The 25,161-nt window shown below is 62.1% G+C and carries 28 protein-coding genes; 20 read left to right on the top strand and 8 right to left on the bottom strand.

The window, feature by feature from the left end; translation table 11 throughout:
• Window positions 1-56: 56 nt before the first annotated feature.
• A complete protein-coding gene (locus tag C468_RS16305; protein WP_008850003.1) occupies window positions 57-335 on the bottom strand; it encodes a hypothetical protein in 279 nt (92 codons plus the stop codon).
• 153 nt (window positions 336-488) lie between these two features.
• On the opposite strand from C468_RS16305, the gene C468_RS18395 reads away from it, so the two are divergent.
• The 3 genes from C468_RS18395 to C468_RS16295 all read left to right on the top strand — a co-directional run bounded on the left by C468_RS18395 (window position 489) and on the right by C468_RS16295 (window position 4,047).
• On the top strand, window positions 489-662 hold the full coding sequence (locus tag C468_RS18395; RefSeq protein WP_161609733.1) for a hypothetical protein: 174 nt from the start codon (window positions 489-491) through the stop codon (window positions 660-662).
• A 164-nt stretch (window positions 663-826) separates the two neighbouring features.
• A complete protein-coding gene (locus tag C468_RS16300; protein ID WP_080510667.1) occupies window positions 827-1,666 on the top strand; it encodes an IS5 family transposase in 840 nt (279 codons plus the stop codon).
• A 191-nt stretch (window positions 1,667-1,857) separates the two neighbouring features.
• A complete protein-coding gene (locus C468_RS16295; protein ID WP_080510666.1) occupies window positions 1,858-4,047 on the top strand; it encodes a glycosyltransferase in 2,190 nt (729 codons plus the stop codon).
• A 295-nt stretch (window positions 4,048-4,342) separates the two neighbouring features.
• Here C468_RS16295 and C468_RS16290 read toward each other — a convergent pair whose 3' ends face one another.
• Window positions 4,343-5,005 carry a recombinase family protein gene (locus tag C468_RS16290; protein WP_080510665.1) on the bottom strand — a complete coding sequence of 221 codons (663 nt, stop codon included), beginning with the start codon at window positions 5,003-5,005 and terminating at the stop codon, window positions 4,343-4,345.
• Window positions 4,998-5,150, bottom strand: a complete 153-nt coding sequence (locus C468_RS18755) for a hypothetical protein (protein ID WP_169330915.1) — start codon at window positions 5,148-5,150, stop codon at window positions 4,998-5,000. Before C468_RS18755 ends, C468_RS16290 begins: the two co-directional genes overlap by 8 nt.
• 273 nt (window positions 5,151-5,423) lie before the next feature.
• Between C468_RS18755 and C468_RS16285 the strand changes: the two genes are divergently transcribed.
• Window positions 5,424-6,698: an IS4 family transposase gene (locus C468_RS16285; RefSeq protein ID WP_008849999.1), complete on the top strand. Its 1,275-nt coding sequence runs from the start codon at window positions 5,424-5,426 to the stop codon at window positions 6,696-6,698.
• A 319-nt stretch (window positions 6,699-7,017) separates the two neighbouring features.
• Here C468_RS16285 and C468_RS17730 read toward each other — a convergent pair whose 3' ends face one another.
• The gene (locus tag C468_RS17730) at window positions 7,018-8,418 is read right to left on the bottom strand and encodes an outer membrane protein assembly factor BamB family protein (protein ID WP_080510664.1); all 1,401 of its coding nucleotides are present in this window, start codon (window positions 8,416-8,418) and stop codon (window positions 7,018-7,020) included.
• 447 nt (window positions 8,419-8,865) lie between these two features.
• Between C468_RS17730 and C468_RS18750 the strand changes: the two genes are divergently transcribed.
• A complete protein-coding gene (locus tag C468_RS18750) occupies window positions 8,866-10,359 on the top strand; it encodes a PKD domain-containing protein (RefSeq protein WP_152422950.1) in 1,494 nt (497 codons plus the stop codon).
• Between the two features lie 122 nt (window positions 10,360-10,481).
• On the opposite strand, the gene C468_RS16275 is transcribed toward C468_RS18750, so the two are convergent.
• Window positions 10,482-10,757 (bottom strand): AbrB/MazE/SpoVT family DNA-binding domain-containing protein, encoded by a 276-nt coding sequence (locus tag C468_RS16275; protein WP_008849997.1) that lies wholly within the window; start codon window positions 10,755-10,757, stop codon window positions 10,482-10,484.
• A 122-nt stretch (window positions 10,758-10,879) separates the two neighbouring features.
• Between C468_RS16275 and C468_RS16270 the strand changes: the two genes are divergently transcribed.
• From C468_RS16270 to C468_RS16240, 6 genes are all read left to right on the top strand, one after another.
• Window positions 10,880-11,176 (top strand): ribbon-helix-helix domain-containing protein, encoded by a 297-nt coding sequence (locus C468_RS16270; RefSeq protein ID WP_049912299.1) that lies wholly within the window; start codon window positions 10,880-10,882, stop codon window positions 11,174-11,176.
• Window positions 11,163-11,450, top strand: a complete 288-nt coding sequence (locus C468_RS16265) for a type II toxin-antitoxin system RelE family toxin (RefSeq protein WP_008849995.1) — start codon at window positions 11,163-11,165, stop codon at window positions 11,448-11,450. Before C468_RS16270 ends, C468_RS16265 begins: the two co-directional genes overlap by 14 nt.
• A 64-nt stretch (window positions 11,451-11,514) precedes the next feature.
• Window positions 11,515-12,642: a CapA family protein gene (locus C468_RS16260; RefSeq protein ID WP_049912298.1), complete on the top strand. Its 1,128-nt coding sequence runs from the start codon at window positions 11,515-11,517 to the stop codon at window positions 12,640-12,642.
• Between the two features lie 557 nt (window positions 12,643-13,199).
• Window positions 13,200-14,072, top strand: a complete 873-nt coding sequence (locus tag C468_RS16250) for a winged helix-turn-helix domain-containing protein (RefSeq protein WP_008849992.1) — start codon at window positions 13,200-13,202, stop codon at window positions 14,070-14,072.
• 114 nt (window positions 14,073-14,186) lie between these two features.
• The gene (locus C468_RS16245) at window positions 14,187-15,206 is read left to right on the top strand and encodes an NADP-dependent oxidoreductase (RefSeq protein ID WP_008849991.1); all 1,020 of its coding nucleotides are present in this window, start codon (window positions 14,187-14,189) and stop codon (window positions 15,204-15,206) included.
• A gap of 82 nt (window positions 15,207-15,288) precedes the next feature.
• Window positions 15,289-15,657, top strand: a complete 369-nt coding sequence (locus C468_RS16240) for a hypothetical protein (RefSeq protein WP_008849990.1) — start codon at window positions 15,289-15,291, stop codon at window positions 15,655-15,657.
• Window positions 15,658-15,680: 23 nt separating this feature from the next.
• Here the strand turns inward: C468_RS16240 and C468_RS16235 are convergent, their stop codons facing one another.
• Window positions 15,681-16,298, bottom strand: a complete 618-nt coding sequence (locus C468_RS16235; RefSeq protein ID WP_008849989.1) for a class I SAM-dependent methyltransferase — start codon at window positions 16,296-16,298, stop codon at window positions 15,681-15,683.
• 271 nt (window positions 16,299-16,569) lie between these two features.
• On the opposite strand from C468_RS16235, the gene C468_RS16230 reads away from it, so the two are divergent.
• The 9 genes from C468_RS16230 to C468_RS16195 all read left to right on the top strand — a co-directional run bounded on the left by C468_RS16230 (window position 16,570) and on the right by C468_RS16195 (window position 23,221).
• Window positions 16,570-17,013, top strand: coding sequence for a DUF7344 domain-containing protein (locus C468_RS16230; RefSeq protein ID WP_008849988.1), 444 nt, complete (start codon window positions 16,570-16,572; stop codon window positions 17,011-17,013).
• Window positions 17,000-17,374 carry a HalOD1 output domain-containing protein gene (locus tag C468_RS16225; protein ID WP_008849987.1) on the top strand — a complete coding sequence of 125 codons (375 nt, stop codon included), beginning with the start codon at window positions 17,000-17,002 and terminating at the stop codon, window positions 17,372-17,374. Before C468_RS16230 ends, C468_RS16225 begins: the two co-directional genes overlap by 14 nt.
• Before the next feature lie 708 nt (window positions 17,375-18,082).
• Window positions 18,083-18,997, top strand: coding sequence for a hypothetical protein (locus C468_RS16220; protein WP_152422949.1), 915 nt, complete (start codon window positions 18,083-18,085; stop codon window positions 18,995-18,997).
• An 81-nt stretch (window positions 18,998-19,078) separates the two neighbouring features.
• On the top strand, window positions 19,079-19,978 hold the full coding sequence (locus C468_RS16215) for a CPBP family intramembrane glutamic endopeptidase (protein WP_008849985.1): 900 nt from the start codon (window positions 19,079-19,081) through the stop codon (window positions 19,976-19,978).
• A 128-nt stretch (window positions 19,979-20,106) separates the two neighbouring features.
• Window positions 20,107-20,688, top strand: a complete 582-nt coding sequence (locus C468_RS16210; RefSeq protein WP_049912307.1) for a flavodoxin domain-containing protein — start codon at window positions 20,107-20,109, stop codon at window positions 20,686-20,688.
• On the top strand, window positions 20,685-21,557 hold the full coding sequence (locus tag C468_RS16205; RefSeq protein ID WP_008849983.1) for a hypothetical protein: 873 nt from the start codon (window positions 20,685-20,687) through the stop codon (window positions 21,555-21,557). Before C468_RS16210 ends, C468_RS16205 begins: the two co-directional genes overlap by 4 nt.
• A gap of 82 nt (window positions 21,558-21,639) precedes the next feature.
• Window positions 21,640-22,470, top strand: coding sequence for a CPBP family intramembrane glutamic endopeptidase (locus tag C468_RS16200; RefSeq protein ID WP_008849982.1), 831 nt, complete (start codon window positions 21,640-21,642; stop codon window positions 22,468-22,470).
• Window positions 22,471-22,547: 77 nt separating this feature from the next.
• Window positions 22,548-22,697 carry a rubrerythrin-like domain-containing protein gene (locus C468_RS18255; protein WP_152422948.1) on the top strand — a complete coding sequence of 50 codons (150 nt, stop codon included), beginning with the start codon at window positions 22,548-22,550 and terminating at the stop codon, window positions 22,695-22,697.
• Between the two features lie 95 nt (window positions 22,698-22,792).
• Complete coding sequence (locus tag C468_RS16195; protein ID WP_008849981.1) at window positions 22,793-23,221, top strand: DUF6069 family protein; 429 nt, start codon at window positions 22,793-22,795, stop codon at window positions 23,219-23,221.
• Window positions 23,222-23,386: 165 nt separating this feature from the next.
• On the opposite strand, the gene C468_RS16190 is transcribed toward C468_RS16195, so the two are convergent.
• Both C468_RS16190 and sfnG read right to left on the bottom strand, forming a co-directional pair.
• Window positions 23,387-23,983 (bottom strand): NADPH-dependent FMN reductase, encoded by a 597-nt coding sequence (locus C468_RS16190; RefSeq protein WP_008849980.1) that lies wholly within the window; start codon window positions 23,981-23,983, stop codon window positions 23,387-23,389.
• Complete coding sequence (gene sfnG, locus C468_RS16185; protein ID WP_008849979.1) at window positions 23,984-25,132, bottom strand: dimethylsulfone monooxygenase SfnG; 1,149 nt, start codon at window positions 25,130-25,132, stop codon at window positions 23,984-23,986.
• Between the last annotated feature and the right edge of the window lie 29 nt (window positions 25,133-25,161).

The raw sequence follows: 25,161 nt of genomic DNA, 5'->3' as shown, positions 1-25,161 counted from the left end.
GTTGTGCGCAGGGGGCACCCTCCGCGCCTCGGAGTCGAGTACGCACGCGCCTGTGCTCACCTATTCGCCGCGAGCGAGATTGCCGTAGTCGTACGCGGCCACCAACAGATCGCGATCGGGAGGCCGCCAGAGACAACAGCCAGCGCGGAGCTGTCGGATAGCGTCACGGCCAGCACGAGCGCAACGGCTGCGAAGCTGCCGGCGATCGTGCCGACGAGACACAGGAGCTGCGGTCCGAGTGTCGCGTCAGTTCCCGCAGAAACCGCACTCCAGTCTCTCCAACGCCGCTGCTGTGCCTCGTCGAGTCCGTCGTCGCCGTCGGTGCTGCTTGTCACACCCAGCACGCACCTCCGGCCTCAGACACCAGGGTCATGGTGTGAGTTGAAGTCATAGCGTTGGGTGTCTAAACGTCCGTATTCTGGTGAATCTGCAAAACCTTACCAGTCTATTCAGAACCTATAAATAAGTTATCCAAATAATACAAGCCGATGTGTGAGATTAGGAAGGTTAGCGATACCGGGAGCGGTAGTGGGAGAGTGACGGTCCCGAAAGAGACGCTCCGTGAGATGGGACTCGTTGATGACGACGGCAACATCATCGAGGGACATCTCGTGTTCGAAGAGACCGACGACGGTTCAGCTCGAGTCGAGCCGGTTCAATAGGTTGGCTCGGTTTCTGCTTTTAGAGTGCTACGGCTCTGTTGAAATCCTATGCCGGTGACACATTCTAGCGGTTATGCTGAATACAACGCGCGGGCCGTGTTTAGACGCTGTGTAGAGGCGTTCTCTCCCGGAAGTATGGGTGATTGAAGCGGGAAGAGTTGAGTATGCCCACCCAACTCGCCCGCTTTACCGACCGTTGCGTCGATTTATTTCAAAAAGCTGTCGTTGGTGACCCAGATCCACCACTTGAGACGGGTGAGGGTGGTTATGCAGATTGGGTAATCGTCGCACTTCACTGTCTCAGAGAGTATCTCGATCAGCCGTACCGGCGGTTGCTTGACGTGCTGGCAGAGATGCCAAACATCGTTGGTAAACTCGGTCTTTCGGTTGACGAGCTCCCGAATTTTACCACGGTTTGTACTAGAAAGCAGGATCTCAAGATGCGTATCTGGCGCGTTCTCTTGCGAGCGTCTGCGTCACTCCACAAGTTCGGCGAAGTGCAGGCAATCGACGCAACTGGCTTTCAGCGACACAAAGCCAGTCGGCAGTACGTGATCCGCGTCGGCTACAACTTCGACGATATCAAAACTACGGCACTGGTGGACTGCGATTCGACGGCGGTCATCGACGTACATTTTTCGATGAAACAGCCGCACGACACCCAGATCGGCCGGCAGGTGCTCACCAGAAATTTGGAGCAGCTGAACACCGTCGTCGCCGACAAAGGCTACGACTGGGACGCGCTTCGGCACGAACTCAGAGACGCTGGCGTGCGTCCAGTCATAAAACATCGTGAGTTCTACCCGCTCGACAAAGCGCACAACGCTCGTCACGACGAGGACATCTACCACCGCCGCTCATTCGTCAAGGCGATCTTCTACGCCTTGAAGAGTCGGTTCGGTGAGACGTTACGTGCCAGAACGTGGTTTGGCCAGTTTAGAGAACTCGTTCTAAAGGCCACCGTCAGAAACATAGAACAGGTCGTCAGTCACTCACAACCGTGATATCACGCGTCTAAACAAGCCCCAATCTCTGTATTCAGCAACCTGCACCTGTCAATCTCTGAGTATTTCACAGAGCCGTTATATACCATCAAAGCGTCTAGATGACAGTTTATGGTAAAAATACTGATAATGATTAATGATGGATTTATAAACAGGATCGCCGCGGCGACCAGTCAGGCAGTCAAGGGATTATGAGCAGTTCGGTTAGCAGGCTCGAATCGTGGCCAGACCGTAACGTGGTCCCAAGATGGCTTTACATCTCCGTTTGGGCCCTAGCGATCGCTATTGCGGTCTCTGGAATTATCGGCGTCGGACTCGGTCCGGATACCAGATTAGTTGGGTACGCTCTCCTTGCGATAGGTGGTGGCGTCCTAGCCATATTTTCTCTGTCGACTGAGGTTCGGATGACACTGATGCGTGATACGGAGGAGTGGCTGCCTTTCGCTGTTACTGCCGTCGGTGGATTCTCATTTGTCGTTGGCGTGGCATTCGCGGCAGATGTATTCACGAGCGTCGTCGATGTTCCACTTTCAGTCCGACTAATGGTTCTCGCCACTGCCTTTCAGGCGCTGCTCCTCACTGTCGACATCAGCTTTGTTAGACTTTCTCTTCGGGTGCGCGTTGTAGTGTTGGTATTGAGCCACGGTGCGATATTTGCGGGGTCACTGTTTACGGTTCTGGGTGAACCGATAGTACCGCGAGCAGGGCTATTGCTGTACGCAAGTGGGTTCGCATCGCTGCTGCTTCACACGTTCTGGGCGCGGACACTCTCATCGATGACAGATACAGTCGACGGCAAGCTGGATCGGCAGCGTTGGGAGACTCTGCTGCTCGGTGCAATTGTCGTCGGCATTCTCGGAGCAACCTTGATCGTTCTCAGTGCTCCATCTGGGGCGTTGACGCTCCAATCTCCCGTCAGTCGCTTCTTTGTGACGATCACCGGCACGGCAGCAATCGTCGCGCTTGCGATGATTAGCGCGCCTCAGTCGTCTCCGTCTACACTTCGATGGGTCGCCGGTCCCACCATGGCCGTGACTCTACACGTAATGGTAGTGTTCATTATTGTGAACGGGATCGTGCTGAGCGTCTTTGTCGCGATTCCGTGGTTGTTTGCCCCGGTCTTTGTTGGCTTCATTACTCTCCTCCTCGTTGGCGTAGCGCTCAACTACGCGATGCTTGTCAACGTGTGGCGTCGCGACCGCAAGGACTCCCACAGTGAGCCCACACCAATTCTCGAAGATAGAGAGGTTACAGTGGTTGTCTCGGCAATGAATGACGTTAACGCACTCTCGGCATCTCTGCGGAATAACGTAGCCGCACTCTCACCCCTGCCGTTCCTCTTAGTCCCGGCAGCTAGATCGACGGACGGTACAACTGAACTGATGCGCGCAGTGCAGGACGACTACCCCGACCGGGTCCGAGTCGTTGAGGGGACCGGCGGGTCAAAGGGTGGCGACCTCAACGAAGTTTGGGACCTCGTTGAAACGCCCTACGCTCTAGTTCTCGACGCCGACGAAGTAGTTGGTCTGTCGTTTGTCACTCAGGCTCTGAGAGTGCTGTCAGCTCGGCCGGATGTCGGAATCGTCCAGGGCCGGAAGTCTGCCATGTATCCAGATACTTCGCTACTGTCCTGGTTCACCAGTATGGAACGCCAGCACAGCACTTGGATCGACCAGTCCTTCAGTGATGATATCCTCGCTGCAGCTCACTTCGCCGGATCGGCAGCCGTGATCCGTCGGGAGGTCCTTCCGGCGGTCGATGGATTTAATCCCAAGATGCTCACTGAGGATATTGACCTGACGACCCGGTTATACCTTGAGACGGACTGGGACATCGAGTATGTTCCCGAAATGGTCGCGAAAGAACTCCTTCCCGGGACATGGATGTCACTACTCCAACAGCGCGAGCGGTGGTCTCGAGGATGGGCACAGGTAGCTGCTCGGCGCATCGGCCCCGTGTTCCGTTCGTGGCGCAGTCTCGGAGTCCGTCGGACCTTCGGCCTCTCTTGGCTTCTGTTCCTTGCTGTGAGTGCGCCACTCTTCACGATCTTTCCAGCACTCACGCTTCCAACTATTGTGCTTGAAAACCCACTTGGTTTATCTCCAGCTGTAGCTCTCGGGCTCGCGATGTTCCTCCTTCCCGAGCGCGCGATCTCGTTCCTGTATGCGGTCTTCCGCGACCCGGAAATTCAGATGTCGATGACGCCACGCCGTATTGTCGCAACAGTGGTCTTCGCTTACCTCTGGATTGCCTTCGGCTGGGTCGTCCAATTCCACTCGTTGTACCTCCACTTCTCAGGCGCACCTCAAATCTGGGCGGTGACACAGAAAGAGCAACCAGTCGTAAGATCAGACCTAGAAGGCGAAGAGGTGACTCTATGACTAGTCCAGCAAACTGTTCGTAGCCGCGGATCGATCTTTATACTGTACGCGAATCCCGTATTCGGCTACAAATCACAGCCTGGCAATCCAAACCTCCAACATTGAGGCGTAGTTTCACGCAGATGTCCGTAGGTTCGACTCGTGAAGGCTATATCTCTGCCATCTACTCAGACTCTAGTTACCACTCGCGACATTCGTCTTTCCGGTGCTGGAGAGATCAAAGGCTAGCGGAGTCCATACTCTAAATTCTCAAGTTTCAGTATCCGACAATTGGTGTGGAATCGGATCCGGAGTGCTACTCGTCGACGAGATCTTGTCGCTCGAAGTAGAACTCCTTCCGCGATCCGATTCGGGCCGCCGTCGACGTTGGGATGCCGACCTCCTCGCTGATCTCCGCGTAGGTGTGTCCCTGGTTTCGGAGTCGGATCACACCGAGTACGTCCTCAAAGTCCTCTCCCGGAACCCAGTATTCGCCGTCGTCGTCGAACTCCAGCCCGTACGGAGGCCGGCCGTGATCGTAGCCGTTCTCGATACGCTCCGACGTGGCCCGCTTCGACCTCTCGATCTCTTTTCGCTTTTCGACGTCATCAGTCGTCGCCCGAATCGACTGTTGCACGAGCTCCCAGTCGTCGTTGAGATCGACGGCGCGACCGAGTTCGACGGAGTGGAGCTCGACATCCTCCCGGTCGAGGAGCAGCTGGAGTCGGTGCTTCCGATCGCGAGAGAGCCGCGAGAAGTTCGGGACCACGACCGCGTCCACGTCGCCGCCGTCGACACTGTCGAGCATCGCCTGATACTCTGGCCGGTCCTCGTCGAAACCGGACGAACGTCGACCCTCGTTGTACACTTCGACGAGCTGCATCTCTGCGGCTTCGGCGTAATCTTCGACGTCTCGCTGCTGGCGTTCGAGAGACATGCCGTCCTGAGACAGCCGAATGTATCCAACGGCGCTACTCATCGACGATCGTCACCTCCAGCGTAGATCCCGATTTGACCTTCCACTCAAGTTTTCTCCCGTCGAGATCCATCGCTTCTCCGAGCCCTTTTGGCACCGTCGTTTTGAACTGTCCATTCGCGCCCTGATTGACCGTTGATTTCGGCATGACTGATTAGCCCTACATTTAGACCTATACTTAGTACTAATGTGAGTATCCCAGAAAGGTGGGTTTCTGCATCCGTCTTCAGTTAAGCAAGAAACCGTGTGACTGCGGTGGCTTATCGAGACATCTTTCGGAAGGAATGAGGAAGTCCAGTCTGTGCANCATCCGTCTTCAGTTAAGCAAGAAACCGTGTGACTGCGGTGGCTTATCGAGACATCTTTCGGAAGGAATGAGGAAGTCCAGTCTGTGCACGACAAGGACTCCTCATCTCGGATTATGCGTCGGCTCACTACACTGTTTCCCTCTGAGTTCCTCAAAGAGCACGCCGAGGAACTCGGCGTGGTCGAACGTGACCGAAAGCTTCAGATTCCTGCCTTCGTCTGGACATTCGTGTTCGGCTTCGCCGCAGGCGAAAGCCGAACACTCGCCGGTTTTAGACGCTGTTACAACTCGACTGCCGATGAGACGATCTCACCGAGTGGGTTCTATCAGCGGTTGACTCCGACGCTTGCGGAGTACCTCCGCGACCTCGTCGAGCGCGGTCTCGACGAGGTCGCTGTTCCTGACGCGACAGCTGCTGATATCGACCGGTTCAGAGATGTGATGATCGCTGATGGAACGGTGTTGCGGTTACACGAGTTTCTTTCAGATCAGTTCGAAGCCCGCCATGAGGAGCAGGCTGGAGCGAAGCTCCACCTGCTCCACAATGCCACAAAGCAGACGGTTGAACGGATCGATACTGCTGACGAGAAAGCACACGACAGCACCCTGTTCAAGACAGGGCCATGGCTTGAGAACCGCCTCATGCTGTTCGATCTCGCCTACTTCAAGTACCGCCGGTTTGCGCTGATCGACGAGAACGACGGCTACTTCGTCAGCCGGTTGAAGAAGAACGCGAACCCGATGATCACGTCGGAATTACGGGAATGGCGCGGCCGCGCCATTCCCTTGGAGGGCAAGCAGCTCCGATCTGTTCTCGACGATCTCGACCGGAAGTACATCGATGTAGAGGTCGAAGTCGAGTTCAAACGAGGACCGTACAACGGGACGCAGTCGCTGGATACGAAGCGGTTCCGCGTCGTCGGCGTCCGCGACGAGGACGCCGACGACTACCATCTGTACATGACGAATTTGGTGAGAAAAGAGTTCTTCCCGGCCGATTTAGCGCAGATCTACCGATGTCGGTGGGAAGTTGAGTTGTTGTTCCGTGAGCTGAAGACTCAGTACAACTTGGATGAGTTCGACACGAGCGACGAACACGTGGTGAAGATCTTACTGTACGCAGCACTGCTGTCGCTGCTTGTAAGCCGCGATTTATTGGATCTGGTCACTGAGCAGGCGGATGATGAGCTCGTGTTTCCGACAGAGCGCTGGGCGGCGACCTTTCGGTCGCACGCCCAGCTTTTCCTCCACAAACTGGGTGAGTATCTCGGCTACTCACCACCGCCGCTGCTTGAACGACTGATCGAAGACGCTCAAAAGATCCACAAGCAGCGACCGATCTTACAAGAGACGCTCGCTACCGCTACACAACCGAGGTGTGAGTCTTAACTGAAGACGGATGNTCAAAAGATCCACAAGCAGCGACCGATCTTACAAGAGACGCTCGCTACCGCTACACAACCGAGGTGTGAGTCTTAACTGAAGACGGATGGTGGGTTTCTGGGATAGAGACGGGAAGCGAATCTGGCTTGATCAGACCGACGAGAGCGGGGCAAGATCTCACACACTTCTGGAAGTGTTGAGCCTCAGCAGAACGCAGAACGCATTTTTCAGTCAGCAGTACAGGCGCGGTCCTCAAGCCGGTACTGACTCACTGTCCTGTACGTTGGCATTTTATACAGTAATACCAATAAAGGAGCTGCTAAAATCAGCTCAATTGGAAGAATAGAGCCTGGACATCAGTGATGGTGACGCTACCATCGTCATTAAAGTCGAACTTTTCCGGATTTTGCTGTACAGCGTCAGAATCGAGATTCGCGAATAGAGCTTGAACATCAACGATAGAGTAATCTCCATCACCGTTTACGTCCTCATATAATCCATCGCTATCGGGGTCAGTCACAGGACTAGAAAGTACAGAAGGCGGTGATTCTCTTTCTACTGGTGATTTAACACCGATAAGGGAGTCTTCAGCATCTGAATTGGAATTATAACCCCAAACAATCGCAGTACTGTTTGTCAGCCCAACAGGAGTGCGAAATCCTGTGAACCTTATTGATTCGTCAACAGTTGCTACTTGCTCACCAGTCTTTATATCTCGGAATGAATTTCCAGCAATAAAGTGGTTCTTACTGGTCCCAATAGAATAGTCGTAGGTGTCTTGATTAACATCGTAAGCTAGCCCACCAGTTGTTGTATTATATCCAATTATTCTATCATCTTCTCGATTTCTAATCAGAACCACTTCGTCAGAGTGTACAATTTTCGCTTTGGTACTAGCGTACCTGAAATCAGCGTCATTAGTACGCCTTTGTGATGAGATGTCATAAGAAATCAAGTGAGATGTGAATTCGTCACTCTCTGGGTCGCTTCCTGCGACCACATGTAACGTTTCATCACCGCCGACAGCACCAACCGTCCCGTAGCGCTGTGTCCATACAACTTTTCCGGTAAACGCATTAATAGTCGACACACTGGATTCGTTTCCTACTGTAATGTAATCAGAAGTAAGGACGACTTTTTCAGGCTCACCGTCGATCTCAGGTGCCACAGCTAGCGACCGTGTAACCTCGCCCGTCTTTTTATCGAAGTTTAATATCTGCTCAGAAGGATAATCATCGGTATCAAACAGCAAGAGCCCGTCATCAGTTGGCTTTATTTTGGTACTACTGAGTCTTCTATCATTGAACTCGGCTGACCAGACAAGACCATTTCCATCCTTATCAAAGACTAAAAGACGGTCACTATGATAACGACTACGCCAATCCTCAAGCACAAGATAAACGTAATCTTCGCCAACAACAAGCTGAGTAGGCTCATCGCTTACAGTTGGGAGACTACGACGCCACTTGATCCCGCCTGTTTCGATGTCAACAGCGTATAAGTTGGTTGCATCCCCGTCCGCAATATATATCGTGTCATTCGTTTCATAGACCTGACCCGGTTCTGAAATTTCCCCTTGTTCCCATATCGGCTCGCCAACGCTCTGTGCTGATGCACCACTCGTACAAGCGAGTAAAATAGTTGCTATAACCACGATTCCGAGGCACATTCTGACAGGTTTCATCTCACCGGTATATTTAGATAGTAATATAATAAATCTAACCATACCTCAAAATATGGTCGATCAAAATTTGACATCAATACGATGATTGACCTTCCTTGACCGTCATAGTAACTTCAACATATCAATCGGTAGATATGCAAGTAGTACATTTTCTAGTCCTAAAATAACTGTTCAGACAACCCCCATATTCTGAACAATCAGCTACCTACTGAGAGTTCGTCTAGAACGCTGGTGGCTATGGCCTCACGAGGGCATGCTCTGGTGCTTTAACCCTACAAAGGTCCATCTGAAACCATGTCGATCCGGGTCAGGTGAGCCACAAACCCGCCGCTTCATTCCCATAAGATTCCGCTCGTATCCTCTATGTGAGTATAAATTCATTATTACAGGGTATATCTCCATCCTGTCGGTACCCTTTCTACCAGAATTCAAACTACGGTATTATTAAATAAACATTAAACTCTACAATTGTGTGCGTAGTTACAAATAATGTCTAATCGGAACAACCGGTCTGGCCACTCTCAGACTCCATCGAACCTGTCGAGACGACGCGCACTCCAGCTGGCAGTAGGCGCTGGAGTGGGCTCTACAGTACTGGCAGGTACTGGGACCGGTAGCGGGGCAGCAGCCACCAGCGACCAAACAGCAGTCGTATTTAATGATCAGACGACCCCAGGCGACACGATTGTTCTTGCTGAGTTGAAAACGGCAGAGCCCGTATTGGTGACTGTACGGACCGAAAACGATCAAACGGTATACCGAGGAGAATTTGAATCCGGGATCGACACGACCGAGTACACGCTTGAGTTGACAGAGATCGTTCGGCAAGACGTACAAATGTCTATCTCTCTGTATCCCGATGGCGGCGGAAATTCGCTCGCCCGAGACACTGCGTCAATAACTATCGATGACAGTGTCACGTTTACCGATGGACTCTCAGTAACACGGGTCGATGCAGACCCCGCAGCAGGATTCAACTATCCGTACTTTTTATACGTACCCCGAGTGCGGTCCCAGGAGGCGTCGGGCCCAATACTCGTTGAGCCAAACAATACCGGAACAGCAACCGATAATTTTGACGAGCATCTCGCTGCTGCCCGCGACACCGCACGTGGTGATCATAACGGCGGGAGTGGGCGAGAGATCAGCGGTCGGCTGGGCGTGCCGCTGCTTGTGCCAGCTTTCCCGCGACCAGAATCAGAGCCTGTTGACTGGCGACATTACACTCACCAGCTGGACACGGAGACGATGGCGATTGACGACGGTGACTTGGCCCGGATTGACAAGCAGCTTATCCAGATGGTCAAGGATGCGCGTAGCGTAATTGCTGATCAAGAGTACACAGCTAGTACAGCGGGAATAATACTCAACGGCTTTTCAGCCTCAGGGAACTTCGTCAACCGATTTGCCGCGCTTCATCCTCATGAGGTACTATCTGTGTCGGCGGGAGGAATCAATGGAACCGCGTTTCTTCCGATCACGGAGGCGGAAGGTCACACGCTAAACTACCAGATTGGCGCCGCAAATATTGAGGAACTTACCGGAGAATCGTTCGATATTGAGGCTTTCCGCGACGTCAATCAATTTCTCTACATGGGGGCGCTTGATTTCAACGACACGCTGCCGTACGGTGACGCGTGGAGCGACTCACAGCGGGAAATCGCGCTTGACGTGTACGGACCAAACATGCAGCGCGACCGGATGCCGTACTGTCAGTCCGTCTATGAGGATCAGAACGTCACGGCAGCATTCAAAATATACGAGCGTGAGGGCCACACGCCACGGCCAGCAATTGACGATATTGTAGAGTTCCACCAACGGAGCCTTGCCGATGAGTCCATCGAACAGTTTAATGACGAGTTATCGGCATCGACGGAGGCGACAGATCCAGACGGGGATGGGACGTTTGAGGATATCAACGGCGACGGCGAATTTACAGTCACTGACGTACAAAAGCTGTTTTCGATGTTAACCAGTCAGTGAGAGACATGTTGTGCTTGGATCTAGATCCAGCGTGCGTTGAGCTCCTTAGTGAATCCCTCAACTCCTAGAAACCGCTCTTGGTGAACGGATAGGCCGGGTCGGTTGGCTTCACTGGTGTAGCGCTACCGCAACGCTGCTTCGCTGGCGTTGTCCGCTTCGCGTTCCTTCTGAAGACGCTCGGTTGCCGAGCGCCCCTGGTCGTCAGTTTTGTCTTTCAGAATCCCACGCAGGTCTGTCACCGAGTGGATAGGACGTACAACGATGTCGCCCTCCTCGGTCCGAACGAACTTCACACGGCCGGGCGTGTCGATACCCAACTCCTCGCGGAACTCTTTCGGGATGGTCGCTTGTCCCCGCGACGACACAGAGACCACCTTTTCAGACTCTGTTTCACTCATACTATTTTCTATTATTACTTTTTCTCAGTCATACAAAAGGCTAGCGTCGGTCTGGGTAGCTAGTGACGCAATCCATCTAGGCCGCCGACAACGTTTAGGTAACACAATGGTAATACTCTGGTATGTCCGACGCAGATTCCGGGGGTAACAACGACCCCAACATGACCACGATCACGCTGAAAGTCCCGGAGGCGTTTCTTGACGATCTCGACGCGACGTGGCGTGCGGAGGATTTCCCGTCTCGAAGTGAGTTTATCCGGTGGGCACTCCGAGACGCAGTGAAACATCCGGCCTTTTCGCGGTCTGGCTGGAAGGATATCGCGACGAGCGAACATCAGCTGCGGACCGGCGACGGGGAAACCTACAGCAGCGACGAAATAAAAACACGCCTGAGCGAGGGCGCGGATGGCGGGGAGTGACGACTGGGACTGGGCGTTCAGCGATCCAGCAAAACGCGAGTATGAGAGATTGCAACGCCACGAGCAGGAGCGTATCGTCTCGAAACTCGACGAGATTGTAACGGACCAGTGGCGTGAACCGACCGACTATTTGGAACCGCTCACAGGCGTCCCACATTCGAAGCTCCGGATCGGTGCGTTTCGCCTCGGCTGCGAAGCCGATCACGACGATCGCTTGCTCTGGGTGTATACGATCGAAAAGCGGTCAGGTGCGTACAAGCCCGGTGACGACTGATACTCGGGGTGATCAGACTTAACAGCCGGAGAATTCAAATCACCGCTCAGTGAACCAGTAATTAATGCGAACGCGTCGAAGCCTGTTGGCGGCGGGCGTCGCCGGACTCGCCGGCGTCGCCGGCTGCGCCGCGCTGCCGTCCGGTCGGCGAGACGGTGACCGGGCGGCCCGCGACGACCTCGACGCGGCCGACGTCGACGCGCGGATCGGGTTCGTCGGTGACCTCATGCTCGGGCGCAGCGTCAACGAGCGGTGGGCCGACGACGACCCCGCGGGCGTCTGGGGGTCGACGCTGCCGCGGCTCGGGGATCTCGACGGGCTCGTCGCGAACCTCGAGTGTTGTATCTCCGACCGCGGCACGCAGTGGCCCGACAAGGTGTACTACTTCCGGTCGGACCCGTCGTTCGCGATTCCGGCCTTAGCGGCCGCCGACGCGTCGTTCGTCTCGCTCGCGAACAACCACGTCCTCGACTACGGCGAGCGCGCGCTCCGTGACACCGACACGCACCTGACCGAGGCGGGAATCGCCCACGCCGGCGCCGGCACCGACCGCGAGTCCGCGCTCGAACCCGCGGTGTTCGAGGCCGGCGACCGCACCGTCGCCGCCTTCGGCCTCACCGATCAGTCTCGGGAGTTCGCGGCGGGGGCGTCGACGCCCGGGACCGCCTTCGCGACGCTCGACCCCGGGCGATCCGCGACGCGCTCGCTCGTCGAGGCGGTCCTCGATCGCGCGGCGGCCCACGACCCTGACCTCGTCGTCGCCTCGCTCCACTGGGGGCCGAACTGGGAGACGGAGCCGCGGGCCGTCCACGAGCGGTTCGGCCGGTGGCTGATCGAGCGGGGCGTCGACGTCGTCCACGGCCACAGCGCGCACGTGCTGCAGGGCGTCGAGGTGTATCAGGGACGCCCGATCATCTACGACGCGGGCGACTTCGTCGACGACTACGTCAGCTATCAGGACCGCCAGGGCGTCCGCAACAAGCGGAGCGCGCTCTTCGAACTCGTCGTGCGCGACGGCGACCTCGACGAGCTGGTCGTCGAACCGATCGAAATCGTCGACGAGACGGCGACGCTGGCGGACGGCGAGGTCGCCGAGTGGGTCCGGGAGACGGTCGCCGAGCGCTCCGCGGCGTTCGACACCGCGGTTGAGCGAACGACGGAGGGACTGCGGATCCCGCTCGGCGAGCGGTGACCGGACCGTCCGCGGGCGCCCAATCGACTTCGAACGCACGGGAACCGCGCGGCGTGTCCGGGGTATCGCCTCGGCGACCCCGTCGGCCGCGGTGGTGAACTGAATTTCAGTAAACTGCGCTACAGAAATATCATTCAGATTACTATTATGGGTGTGCGATCCGTTCGAACTGATATGGTAGGATACGCAACCGGTCCGGTGTCGACCCGCAGACGCGACGAAACGACAGCGCCGCCTCCGCGGACGGCGGCCGGGGTCGTCCCGTTCGTCCTGTTGCCCGTCGCGGTCGTCCTGTCCGCGAGCTACCCCGCCACGACGACCGCGGTCGTCGGCGGCGCTGCGCTCGCGAAGCTCCACTGTCGAGCGCGAAAGGCTTGGAAACGGGGCGAAAACACGCCTCTCGGCCATTTGCGGTGGACGACACACGACGCGTGAGCCGCGCGAACCGCTCCGATCCGACCGTCGCGGCACGCTGAGGGTCCCGATCGGCTCGTGGTCCCTGCGACCGGTAGACCAATCAACCTGAGGCGCGATACGATCCGGTACCCTTCCAGACGATGACTGACTTCGATCCCGAGGCCGCGGCGGCGTTCGACGCGCTCGGTCAGGAGGTACGCATCGGTATCCTCGAGGCGCTGGTCCAAGAGCGGGTCGACGACCCCCGGAGCCCGGGGGCGAGCTTCTCCGAGCTCCGGGAGCGAGTTGGTGTCTCCGACTCGGGGCGGTTCAACTACCACCTCGACAGGCTCACCGGGCGGTTCGTTCAGGAGACGGACGCGGGCTACGAACTCAATGCCGCCGGACAAAAGGTCGTCGGCGCGGTTCTGTCCCGGAGCTTCGGCTCCGAGGGGCAGTCGGGGCCCACCGCCCTGAACGCGCCGTGCCGGGCCTGCGGCGAGACGGTCCGCGCCCGCTACGAGGCCGGGAAACTCCTCGTCGAGTGCGACAACGGCCATCTCAACCACAGCGACTACCTCCCGGGGAGCCTCGTCGAGGAGCGACCGCTCCCGGAGGTGACGGCGCTGGCGGCGCTGCTCGGACAACAGGATCTCGACCTGGTGACCCGCGACGTCTGCCCGAGCTGTTACAGGGCGATCGAGTCAGGCGTCGTGTTGGAGGCGGGGGCGCCGGTGCTGGAGGCGCAGTGTCACGACTGCGGGCGCTTCTTCCGTGCACCGATCTCGCTCGCCGTGCTCACGCACCCCGTCCTTCAGGCGTTCTACCTCGAACGGGGGAGAGACGTCCGCGAGGCGTCTCTGTGGTCGCTGCCGTTCCTGACTGACTCGGACCGCGCGCACGTCGACTCCGAGTCCCCGCTCCGGGTCACGGTCGACGCGTCGTACGACGGCGACGCGCTGCGTTTCTCGCTCAACGAGGACGCCTCTGTGATCGAGTACCACGTCGAGCGGATCCGCGCGGAGCGCGATTGACCTCTCCCCGACCGATCCGTGCTGTCTTCCCCACGGCGCCGCGCGTCCACCCGAGTCGCCCCCGCTCCCTGCTGGCGTCCAAACCCTATTGGGTCACTGCGGTCAAGGCCGACCGTGACGAACACCAACCGCGAGTGGCTGCTCGCCGAGCGACCCGAAGGCGAGCCCGATCAGGACTGCTTCGAACTGCGCGAGACGGACGTTCCGTCGCCTGCCCCCGGCGAACTCCTCGTCCGGACGCGATTCCTCTCAGTCGATCCGTACATGCGCGGTCGGATGCGCGACGCCGAGTCGTACGCGGAGCCGTGGGACGTCGGCGACGCGCTCAAGGGCGGGGTCGTCGGCGAAGTGGTCGAGAGCGCGAGCGACGCCTACGAGGCGGGCGACCTCGTGACCGGCGAGGGCCGGTGGGGCGACTACGCGACGCTCGACGCCGACGACGTCGCGCCGGTCGACCCGTCCGTCGCCGATCCGGAGGCGTACCTCGGCGTCCTCGGCATGCCGGGCCGGACCGCCTACTTCGGCCTGCTGGAGGTCGGCGAGCCCAAGCCGGGCGACACCGTCGTCGTCTCCGGCGCGGCGGGCGCGGTCGGGTCGGTCGTCGGTCAGATCGCCAAGCGGAACGGCTGTCGCGTGGTCGGCTTCGCCGGCAGCGACGAGAAAACCGCGTGGCTCACCGACGACCTCGGCTTCGACGCCGCGATCAACTACAAGACCACGGACGACTACCGCGCCGCGCTCGACGAGGCCGCACCCGACGGCGTCGACGTGTACTTCGACAACGTCGGCGGGCCCATCACGGACGCCGTCTTCACCAAGCTGAACCTCGACGCGCGGGTCGCGGTCTGCGGGCAGATCGCCCACTACAACGACGAGGAGGTCCCGACCGGACCGCGGAAGCTCCCCGGGCTGATCCCGGTCCGCGCGCGGGTCCAAGGGCTGCTCGTCGGCGACTTCGCGACCCGGTTCGGCGAGGCGAGCGAGCGGCTCGGACGCTGGGTCGCGACCGGCGACCTCGAACACCGCGAGACGGTCGTCGAGGGGTTAGAGAACGCCCCCGACGCCTTCCTCGGCCTCTTCTCGGGCGACAACATCGGCAAGCAGGTCGTGCGGGTGTCGTCGCCGGACGAATAGCGACCCGCCACGCCGGCCGGTCCCGCCGCCGCACCGCCGCATTTGGGTTTATAACTATACCCTGTAGCGTAGACGCGCCCACATGGCAACTGCAGAACCGGACGGGCTGATCGCCGACGTCTCGTCGTGGAGCTGGATCCACTGGACCGGCGTCTTCCTCTCGCTGGGCGTCGCCGCGATCAACGGGTACGTCGGGTACACGGCGGGCGAACCGCAGTTCTTCGCGATCGCCGGGAGCTTTCTCCTCGGGGTCGGGTTGTACGTGAGCCGGTTCTGGAGACCGATCCTCTACGTGGTCGGAGTCCTCCACGTCGCGATACTGGCCGTGCTCTGGCTCCTCGACGGGATGCGGTTCCTGCTGTTCGGCGTTGCATCCGGCGTCTTGAGCGTCGGACTCGCCGCGATAGCGCTGTTTCTGTTTTTCGAAGACCGTGGGGTCGCCGAGCGCTGACGCCTCGGTGACGACGCCGCCTGTCACCGTCGCAGAACGACGATGAGATACGCCGCGTTGCTGCTCCACCGCCGCTCGAACACCGTCGGGGAGGCGAACAGCACCTCCCACCCGTCCGCCTCGCGGAACCGGGCCCGGATCTCCGCGGGCGTGATGCCGTAGGTGTCGCGTTCCCTGCGACGGGCGTCGCCCAGCACGCAGTAGAGCCCGCCGGTGTCGAGGACGTCGCCGAGCCCCTCGATGAACCGGTCGCGTTCCCGGTCACCCAAGATGTGGAGCATCGCCGAGTCCACGACCGTCCGGAACGAGAGGCCCGCTTCTCCGAGCCTCGCAACCTCCAGCGCGTCCCAGACGAGAAAGTGAGCGGGGATCCGGCGCCACCGCGCCTTTTCGGTGGCCTGTCGGATCGCCGTCGGCGAGAGGTCGATCCCGAGCACGTCGTGGCCGTGACGGGCGAGGAACAGCGAGAGCTCTCCGGTCCCGCACCCGACGTCGAGGACGGGACTCCGAACGAGCCGCGCGTCCAGCAGCCGAACGAACGCCTGTTGCGGCCGGCCGATGTCCCAGTTCGGCACGCCCGCGTACGCCGCGTCGTACACGTGCGCGACCGGCCGTTCCGGGACCCGAACCGGCGCGCTCATGCCAGCCTCCGTGCCGAGTGACGGCGCATGACCACCGGTTCTCGGGGCAGTGACGTAGTCGTTGTCCCGGGACACGCCGAGCGATCCGGACCGCCGTCAGTACCACGCCCGACGACGCTCCTGACGCCCGGCTCGGGAGCCGCGACGCGAGACCGCGATCGGACGCCGGTGTGTCGCGGAGATGCCGACGGGCCACTCGTTCGGGTCGCTACTCCCGGATACTCACCCCTGCGGAGAGTATTAATACGCTACGAGCCTCTCGGACGGCAAGATGAGCGAGGAATCGACGGGAGAGGACGACGGCAACGTCGCCGTCTCGGTCCGAGCGACCGGGGACCGCTCTCTCCCACGGAAGATACTCGAGTTCGATCACGTCTACGAGGCGTTGGCTCACAGACGGCGTCGATACGTCTGTTACTCGCTGCTCGAGGACGCACAGCAGTCACTGACAGAGTTGGCGACGGACGTCGCCGCGTGGGAGAACGACGTTCCCGAAGGGGCGGTCACCCACCGTCAACACGAGCGGGCGTACGTCTCGCTCTATCACACCCACATCCCGAAGTTAGTCGCCCTCGGGGTCGTCAGCTTCGATGCGGCGAGCGAGACGGTCATGCCCGCTGCAAACGCAGAGCAGGTGACGGCGGCGCTGATCGGAGCCGGAGCGGCCTTGGACAGCCAGCAGAACGCGAACGGTGAGACGAATGCCGAAAACTAACAACGGCGGAGCGGGCAGCGGGACCGACAGCGGCGACGACGTGACCCCCGATCGGGACACGCGGTGGCAGCAAGTCGCCAAACGACTGTACGACCCCGACCAAGACGACGCCCTCACGTCGGTGATCGTGTTCGCCATCGCGGACGCCGAGGGCGTCGCGCCGACTGAGGTCGACGCTCCGACGTTGTACAACGTGGTCGACGTCGCCGCGATCGAAGGAGCCCTCTTCGGCGCTCGTCCGGACGGGACCGCTCGCGAAACGACGGGGAGCGTCGAATTCCGCTACGCCGAGTATCTCGTCGAGGTCAACAGCGGCGGATGGGTGCGGGTGTGCGAGCCGACCGACCCCGAACCGCGGTGAATCGCCGCGGCTCGGTGAATCGATCGTCTCGGGCAACCGCCGCGGCCCGGCGAGCCGCCGCGGCTCGGCCAACCGCCGCGGGTCGGCGAATCGATCAGCTCGTCGGATGAGCGCCCCGCAGGCCCGGTGAGCGAACCGGGCGGTGCGCTCGGCACGCATAGTTATAAAGACGGCAAGGCGAATACACCCGCCTTCAGGCGGGTGATGAAGCCGACATGGTGGGAAGCAATCCACTAGCCGAACGTCTGTACCGAGTTTCACATACGGAGATTTAACTGACAGGCCGCTCTATGTGAAGGCAGGAATCGGTCGGAACGGAGCGGATTCCGAACCGTCCTTCGGAGGCGGCCTGTCCGCCCGCGTAACGAGGCAGTATCTGAAAGGGCAGTCGGTGAACGCCACATCCTCGAAGGGTGTGTCTCTGCCGACTGCTCAAAGCACGCGACACGATACCCCCAACTCCGCTGATGCCTGCCGGCGTCCCCGTGGCAAAAACAACATGTGGGACGCCATACACGGTGAAGGATAGGGGTAACGGCCACTTGGCATGGCCAGCAGTCCACCAGTCCGACACTGTGGGACTACCCGTGCCCGAAAGGTCTGGTAGTCAACTGATTGGACTACAAACCTGAAACTCCCACCGCTCGGGATTCCTCCGCGTTTACGCGGAGGAGGATGTCAATAACTATCTGACTCGTAGTGCCCCGTATGAACCAGCAACGCGAGCCGTCTCCACGGAGGACGGTCACGCGACGGCGGGTGATGGCCGCCGCGGGCGCCGCGGTCGCGGCGTCGGTGGCCGGCTGCTCGACGCTTACCGCCGACGAGGCGTCGTACTGGTCCGACAGCCTCCAGGTCGACGTCGCGTACGACGACGCGTTGGCCGCCGCTCGCGAGGCCGGATACGCGGTGGAGGAACCCTTTTACGTGAACTCGACCGAGCCGCTCGGGATCGCTCCGGGCGACATCGCCGACCTCGAGGCGCGATTCGGCGACGACTACCGGGTGTTCGGGTTCTCGCTGTACCACACCGACCGCGTCTTCGCCGAGGTCGGCGTGACGGGCGAGACGCCGTCCGTCTCGCTGTTCGACGAGGCGTCCGTCGCCGGGGAGTTCCCCGTCGAATCGGTCCCGCCGGAGGCGTGGCTCGTCGACCGGCTCACGCTCGCGTTCGACGTCTCGGCGGCGGACGCCCGCGAGCGCGCGGCCGATCTGCGCGAGCAGGCGGCGGAGGGCACCGACATCCCGAGCGTCGAGGTGGCCGCGCCCGTCGACTTCGAGGCCGTCTACGAGGCCGCCCGCGGCGAGCGGACCGACGCCACCGGCTCCCCGACGGGCGGTGACGGCTGGTACACCGAGACCTCGTTCCGCGACGACCGGCGGATCCTGAGCGTGTTCTTCATCGTCCAGAGCGCGAAGATACGGACACGCGACGGGGACCGAACGTACACGCTCAAGCTGGACCGCCTCGGGGGGCTGTACGCGCGGGTCGGACTCCCGGTCGGCGAAGAGATCCCCGAAGAGACGTATCGAGACGTCTTCCGAGAGCTGTTCGACGACATCGGGATCCCTCCCGAGACCGTCGACGAGCTGACCTTCGAGTACTCCCCGTCGGTCTGGTAGGTTGCTCGCCGGTCAAACTGGTGGGTCGCTCGCGCTAATTGTTGGTAAAACTAAACTAGCTCCCGATCACAGGTGTCGGCCATGAGTGGCATCCGCGCGTGGATCGACCGACACCGCCTCGCGAGCTTCGTCGCGATCGCCTACGCGTTCACGTGGACCGTGCAGGGCGTCCTCGCGTATTTGGGGCTGGAAGCGTCGTGGACGCACTCGATACTGATCGGCTTCGGCGGGTTCGGCCCCCCGGTCGGGGCGGCGGTCGTCATCTGGGCCACCGGGGGCAGCCTCCGCAGGTGGGTCGGCCAGATGTTCAAGTGGCGGATCGGCGCGAAGTGGTGGGCGCTCGCGTTGGGCCTGCCCGCGATCATCCTCACGGTCGGGGTTCTCTTGTTCGCCGCCGCCGGCGGGCCGCTCGACCTCTCCGGGTTCGAATCGCCGTTCATCTACCTGTTCGCGATGGCGTGGGGGACCGTGTGGGGCGGCGGGCAGGAGGACCTCGGGTGGCGCGGCTTCATGCTGCCCGTCCTGCAGGACTCCTACAGCGCGCTGACGTCGAGCGCCATCGTCGGCGTCACGTGGGCCACCTGGCACCTCCCGCTGTTTCTGAACGCCACGACCACCCACGGCGGGTGGGCGCGCTCCCAGCAGCTCCTCTGGCTGGTCTCCATCCTCGCCGGGTCCGTCCTCTGGACGTGGATGTACAACAGCACCGGCGGCAGCGTCCTCGCAGTCGCGGTGTTCCACGCCGGCATCAACACGATGGGGATCTACCACCCCGCCGACCCGGCGGCGCTCATCCCGAACGGCGTGCCGGACCCGTGGCTGAACCTGCTGGCCGAAGTCACCGGCGCCGTTCCGCTCGTGCTGGTCGCGCTCGCGCTGCTCGTCGTCTACGGCGGCGACCGCCTCGCGGATCGCGACCCGCCGACCCCCCGAGACGCCGGCCTGCCGCCGTCGGATCGATCGGGCGCCCCGCGTCGGTGAGCCGGAACTGGCCCCGCACAGACGCGACGGCGGCGGCGAGCGACCGCGCACCGTGGCGACTGATCGCATTAGCCTGACGACATTTATCTGCCGGCGCGGTGAACGTCCACCTTGAGGTGGAATCACACGTGAGCTCCGTTCTGATACTCTACGGGACCGGCGAGGGACAGACCGCGAAGATCGCGGACCGGATCGCGACCGTCATCGGCGAGCGCGGCCACGAGACGACCGCGATCGACGTGCGCGACCGCCCGGACTCGGTCGCGCTCGAGGCGTACGACGCCGTCGTCGTGGGCGCGTCGATCCACGTCGGCGAACACCAGTCCGCGGTCCGTGAGTTCGTCGCCGCGAATCGGGACGCCCTCTCGGCGGTGCCGACCGCGTTCTATCAGGTGTCGCTCTCCTCGGCGAACGAGGAGAAGCGCGCCGAGGCCGCGGGGTACGTCGAGTCGTTCATCGCGGAGACCGGGTGGCACCCGGACCGGATCGGCCAGTTCGGCGGCGCGCTCCGGTTCTCCGAGTACGGGTTCCTCAAGCGCCTCATGATGAAACGGATCGCCAAGGACCTGCTCGCCGACGAGCGGGACCCGAGCGGCGACGTCGAGTTCACCGACTGGGACGCCGTCGACGCGTTCGCGGCCGACGTCGCCGCGTTCGTCGAAGGGCGCCTCGGCGTCGCGCCTGACGCCACCGACGGTCCGGGGCCATGACAACCCCGTACTCCCCCCGCCGCCTGACGCGCCCGTACGTGGCGGCGTCGGCGCTCACCCTCCTGCTCGCGGTCGTCGCGGCCGGCGTCGGGCTGTTCGTCCCGGGGTTCTACCGGGACGCCGCGGTCCTCCTCCCGCAGCTGTACGGCCAGGACCTCCTGACGCTCGCCGTGGCCGTGCCCGCGCTCGCCGTCGCCCTCCGGTCCGCGCGCCGCGGGTCGCTCCGCGGGTACGTCGTCTGGCTCGGCGTCACCGGCTATTTCCTTTACACGTACGCCTCCTACGCGCTTCTCACGACGTTCAACGAGCTCTACCTCGTCTACGTGGCGCTGTTCGGCCTGACGCTGTACACGCTCGTCGGCGGCGTCGCTCGCCTCGATCCGACGGCGGTGAAGACCGCGCTCGACGGGCATCCGGTCCGCGGGTACGTCGCCTTCCAAGCGCTCGTCGCCGGGCTCGTGGCGCTGCTGTGGCTCGCCGACGTCGGCCCGGCGAGCCTCGCCGGCACGAGACCCGAGAGCATCGCCGGGACGACGCTTCCCGTGCCCGTCATCCAGTCGCTGGACCTCGCCGTCGTCATCCCGTCGTTCGCGCTCTCTGCGGCCTTCCTCTGGAAGCGGCGGGCGTGGGGCTACGTCTTCACCGGCGTCCTCCTCGTGAAGGGCACCACCCTCGGCCTCGCGGTCCTCGCCATGATCGCCTTCATGCTCCGGAGCGGCCAGCCGGTTCCCGCCCCGCAGATCGCGCTGTTCGCCCTCTTGAGCGTCGCCGGCCTCGCGCTCACGGGCCGATTCTTCAGTGCCATCTCCCCGCGGGCGACGGCGACCAGACCGCGCGCGGACGCCGAGACGCGGCTCCCCGACCCGTGAGGGGGCACGGCCGTCCCGGTCGGAGTCGCCGAGGGCGCCCAGAGGGAGTTCGTTTTATCACGATTCTCCGAGATTGGCGGCTATGAAGACGACTCGGGACGCGACGGGCGACCCTCCGGGCGTCACGTCGGACGCGACGCTCACCCCGCGCCGGTTCGCGGTCCTCTTCGGGGCCGGGATGGCGGGCGTCGCGAGCCTGTACCCGACGGCCCTCGAACAGCTCAGAAACGCGCCGCTTCCGCCGGGAACGTCGCTGCCGGCGCTCGCGGCGGCGTCCCTGATCACGCCGACGATTCTGCTCGCGATCGCCGTCGTCGCGGGGCTCAAGACCGCGCCGCGCCTCGGCCTCCGCTCGTACCTCCTCGACTGGGCGGTCCGCGACGCGCCGGTATTGCCGCGGCTCCGCCGTGACGTCGCGTCCGCGGTCCGGTGGGGCGTGGTCGCCGGCGTCGCCATCCTGGCGGTGCAGTTCGGGTTCGGACTCGTCGTCGAGGGGCTCGCGCCGCGGGCGGGCACCGAGACCGTCGGCGGCGTTCTCGCGACGGTCCCGTTCCGCTTCCTCTACGGCGGGGTCACCGAGGAACTCCTCCTCCGGTGGGGGTTCATGTCGACGGTCGCCTTCGGCCTCTTCGCGGCGATCGACCGGACGCGGGACGCGCCGTCTGACCGCGTCATGTGGGCGGCCGTTCTCCTCTCGGCGGTCGTCTTCGGCGCCGGACACCTCCCAGCCGCGGCGAGGGTTTTCACCCTGACTCCCGGCGTCGTCGCGTACATCGTCGTCGGCAACGCCGTGGGCGGGGTCATCTTCGGCTGGCTGTTCTGGCGGCGCAGTCTCGAAGCCGCGATGCTCTCGCACGCGACCGTTCACGTCGTGTTCGTCGGCGCCTCGATCACCGCCCTCGTCGCCGCGTAGGGCGCGAAAACGCCGCTCCGCCCGGTATCTGCCGTTGCGACGAACGGTTTAATATTTCACGGACCCATTGGTACGTGATGACAAGAAACACGACTTCGGGCCCCTCCGCGACGAGGGACCAGTACGAGTGCCGGGACTGCCTCGACCGCGTTTGGACTGAGGCCGGACTCCAGTCGTGTCCGCAGTGCGGCGGCGACGTGGAGAACCTCTCGAAGCCCCGCGAGTAACTCCGCCGTCGCCCTCCCGACGCCCCGCAACGACTCCGCAATTCTTTTTTCGATCTACACGACATGTATTTAACATCTGAGCACCTATCTCTTGGATGGCTCAAGCAACCCCTCAAGTCCCGATCACGCGGGCGGGCACCGGGCTCGCCCGCCGTACGACGCTCGGCGTCCTCGTCGCGGTCGTCGCCCTGCTCGGCACGCAGGCGGTCGTCGACGCGACCGAGATCGCCGTCGGCGCGACCGGCGCGATGTCGCCGTTCTCGGCGGGAGCGTTGGTCGGATCAGCGATCGTCGCCGGCGCGGGCGCCGCGCTCACGTACGCGGCCGTCGACAGATTCACCGCCCGTCCGGTGCGGAACTTCGTCGCGATCGCGGCGGCGGTCTTCCTCGTCATGCTCGTCCCCGTCGTCGCCGTGGCGCCCGCGATGGGCGTCACGCCGACCGGACAGGGCCTGCTCGTCCTGTATCACCTGCTCGTCGCAGTCCCGCTGACGGCGTTCGTCGTCGGCGCCCTCGGCCGCTGAATCGCCGTTTTTCGCGTAGTCCACCGTTCGCGCGAACTGTCGCTATCCCCGCTAGCGTCGGCGCTACTTGGGCGACGGCGCTGTCTGCTGACGGCGCTACTGGGGCGACGGCGCTGTCTGGGCGACGAGACGGCGAGACGAATACCGTGCCCGCGAGATCAGTATTTAAACGGCGGGCCCGAGCGACCCGAGGGCCGCGGACTCGTCGACGGCCGCCGCCAGCTCCGCGGTGGCCGCGCCGAGGGTTGCGAGCCGCTCTCGGACCGCGTCGTCCGCGATTTCGCCCTCGTCGAAGTCGGCGTCGGTCGCGTACGTCGCGCCCCCGACGGCGTGCGCGCCGAAAAAGGCGAAGGCCGGGCGCAGCACCTGATCGACCGCGAGGAAGTGGTGGTCCGTCGCGCCGGTCGCGACGAGCCCGACCGCCGCGTTCTCGAAGGGGGCGACGTCGCCCTGCCACTGCCCCCGGGGGACCATGTCGAGGAGGTTCTTGAGCGCGCCGGAGTACGACCCGCGGTACACCGGCGTCCCGACGACGTAGGCGTCCGCCTCGACGATCAGGTCTAGCGCCTCGACGGTGTCGCCCGCGTAGCCGTCGATGCCGCGGCCGTCCGCGGTGTCGAGGTCGTACTCGGCGAGGTGGAGCACGTCGGTCTCGACGCCGTGCCGGTCGGCCGCCGCGTCCAGCGCGAGTTCGACCGCGGTCCGCGTCCGGGAGTCGGCGGAGACGCTGCCGACGATCCCGAGCAGGGTCCGGTCCCCCATCTACCGGGCCACCGTCGCGCCGCCGACCGTCTCGATCTCGTCGACCGCGTCGACCGCGTCGGGGTCGAGCGGGTCCGCCTCGTCGATCGCCGGGATGATCGTCTCGCCGAAGCGTTCGAGCTCCGGCTCGAAGTCGAGGAAGCCCGCGAGGACGATGTCGACCCCGATCGCGTCCAGCTTCCGGATCCGCTCGACGATCTGGTCGTCGGTCCCGATGAGGCCGGTCTTGAAGCCGTCGTTGTACTGCACGAGGTCCTCGACGTCGGAGTCGGCCCACATCCCGTCGCCCTCCGCCGACGACTGCCCGGCCTGTGTCACCTGCTCTTTGAACGCGTCGACCGCCTCGTCGGTGGCGTTCTCGATGATCCCCTCCAACGTCGCCTTGGCCTCGGCCTCCGTCTCGCGCTGGATGACGAACGCGTTCGCGGCGAACCGCGGCGGCTCCGTCCCGAACTCGTCGGCGTACGCCTCGACGTCGTCGATGACGGCGCGGATGTCCTGGAGGCTCCCGCCGTTGATGAAGAGGACGTCCGCGTGTCTCGCGGCCATCTCCCGGGCCGCCTGCGAGTTCCCGCCCTGGAACACCTGCGGGTAGGGGTCCTGCACGGGCTTGGGCTCTAACGGTGCGCCCTCGAAGCCGTCGATATCCCTCCCGATCGTGTAGAACCGGCCGTCGTAGGTCGCGCGCTCTTCGGTCCACAGCGCTTTCAGCACCTCGATGAACTCCGACGAGCGGGCGTACCGCTCGTCGTGTTCGAGCCACGGCTGGCCGAATCCGGTGAACTCCCCTTTGAACCAGCCGGAGACGACGTTGATCGAGAACCGCCCGTCGCTGATGCGGTCGGCGGTCGAGATGAAGTTCGCCAGCGGGCCGGGCTCCCACAGCCCGGGGTGGACTGCCCCGATGACGTGCAGCTCGTCGGTCTGCGCGGCGAGCGCGTTGGCGATCGACAGCGCCTCCAGCTGCTTGTCCGCCCCGTAGCTGCCGAAGAACCGCGCCTGCGCCAGCGCGTAGTCGAAGCCGACCGCCTCCGCCGTGCGGGCGAGGTCGAGGTTGTAGTCGTACGTCCAGTCCGTCTCCGTCTCCCAGTCCGACACGACCAGCCCGCCGCTGACGTTCGGCACCCAGTACGCGAATTCGGTGTCCATACCCGCTCGTCGCCCCATATCGGTTTAAT

Source organism: Halorubrum kocurii JCM 14978, from assembly GCF_000337355.1.
In the GTDB taxonomy this organism is placed as follows: domain Archaea; phylum Halobacteriota; class Halobacteria; order Halobacteriales; family Haloferacaceae; genus Halorubrum; species Halorubrum kocurii.
This window is presented reverse-complemented; position numbering and strand designations above follow the sequence as displayed.

Bases quoted from the DNA above. Each gene is read 5' to 3' on its own strand.
- C468_RS18395 (WP_161609733.1), top strand. From the start codon at position 489: ATGTGTGAGATTAGGAAGGTTAGCGATACCGGGAGCGGTAGTGGGAGA.
- C468_RS16300 (WP_080510667.1), top strand. From the start codon at position 827: ATGCCCACCCAACTCGCCCGCTTTACCGACCGTTGCGTCGATTTATTT.
- C468_RS16295 (WP_080510666.1), top strand. From the start codon at position 1,858: ATGAGCAGTTCGGTTAGCAGGCTCGAATCGTGGCCAGACCGTAACGTG.
- C468_RS16290 (WP_080510665.1), bottom strand. From the start codon at position 5,005: ATGAGTAGCGCCGTTGGATACATTCGGCTGTCTCAGGACGGCATGTCT.
- C468_RS18755 (WP_169330915.1), bottom strand. From the start codon at position 5,150: ATGCCGAAATCAACGGTCAATCAGGGCGCGAATGGACAGTTCAAAACG.
- C468_RS16285 (WP_008849999.1), top strand. From the start codon at position 5,424: ATGCGTCGGCTCACTACACTGTTTCCCTCTGAGTTCCTCAAAGAGCAC.
- C468_RS17730 (WP_080510664.1), bottom strand. From the start codon at position 8,418: ATGGTTAGATTTATTATATTACTATCTAAATATACCGGTGAGATGAAA.
- C468_RS18750 (WP_152422950.1), top strand. From the start codon at position 8,866: ATGTCTAATCGGAACAACCGGTCTGGCCACTCTCAGACTCCATCGAAC.
- C468_RS16275 (WP_008849997.1), bottom strand. From the start codon at position 10,757: ATGAGTGAAACAGAGTCTGAAAAGGTGGTCTCTGTGTCGTCGCGGGGA.
- C468_RS16270 (WP_049912299.1), top strand. From the start codon at position 10,880: ATGTCCGACGCAGATTCCGGGGGTAACAACGACCCCAACATGACCACG.
- C468_RS16265 (WP_008849995.1), top strand. From the start codon at position 11,163: ATGGCGGGGAGTGACGACTGGGACTGGGCGTTCAGCGATCCAGCAAAA.
- C468_RS16260 (WP_049912298.1), top strand. From the start codon at position 11,515: ATGCGAACGCGTCGAAGCCTGTTGGCGGCGGGCGTCGCCGGACTCGCC.
- C468_RS16250 (WP_008849992.1), top strand. From the start codon at position 13,200: ATGACTGACTTCGATCCCGAGGCCGCGGCGGCGTTCGACGCGCTCGGT.
- C468_RS16240 (WP_008849990.1), top strand. From the start codon at position 15,289: ATGGCAACTGCAGAACCGGACGGGCTGATCGCCGACGTCTCGTCGTGG.
- C468_RS16235 (WP_008849989.1), bottom strand. From the start codon at position 16,298: ATGAGCGCGCCGGTTCGGGTCCCGGAACGGCCGGTCGCGCACGTGTAC.
- C468_RS16230 (WP_008849988.1), top strand. From the start codon at position 16,570: ATGAGCGAGGAATCGACGGGAGAGGACGACGGCAACGTCGCCGTCTCG.
- C468_RS16225 (WP_008849987.1), top strand. From the start codon at position 17,000: ATGCCGAAAACTAACAACGGCGGAGCGGGCAGCGGGACCGACAGCGGC.
- C468_RS16220 (WP_152422949.1), top strand. From the start codon at position 18,083: ATGAACCAGCAACGCGAGCCGTCTCCACGGAGGACGGTCACGCGACGG.
- C468_RS16215 (WP_008849985.1), top strand. From the start codon at position 19,079: ATGAGTGGCATCCGCGCGTGGATCGACCGACACCGCCTCGCGAGCTTC.
- C468_RS16205 (WP_008849983.1), top strand. From the start codon at position 20,685: ATGACAACCCCGTACTCCCCCCGCCGCCTGACGCGCCCGTACGTGGCG.
- C468_RS16200 (WP_008849982.1), top strand. From the start codon at position 21,640: ATGAAGACGACTCGGGACGCGACGGGCGACCCTCCGGGCGTCACGTCG.
- C468_RS18255 (WP_152422948.1), top strand. From the start codon at position 22,548: ATGACAAGAAACACGACTTCGGGCCCCTCCGCGACGAGGGACCAGTAC.
- C468_RS16195 (WP_008849981.1), top strand. From the start codon at position 22,793: ATGGCTCAAGCAACCCCTCAAGTCCCGATCACGCGGGCGGGCACCGGG.
- C468_RS16190 (WP_008849980.1), bottom strand. From the start codon at position 23,983: ATGGGGGACCGGACCCTGCTCGGGATCGTCGGCAGCGTCTCCGCCGAC.
- sfnG (WP_008849979.1), bottom strand. From the start codon at position 25,132: ATGGACACCGAATTCGCGTACTGGGTGCCGAACGTCAGCGGCGGGCTG.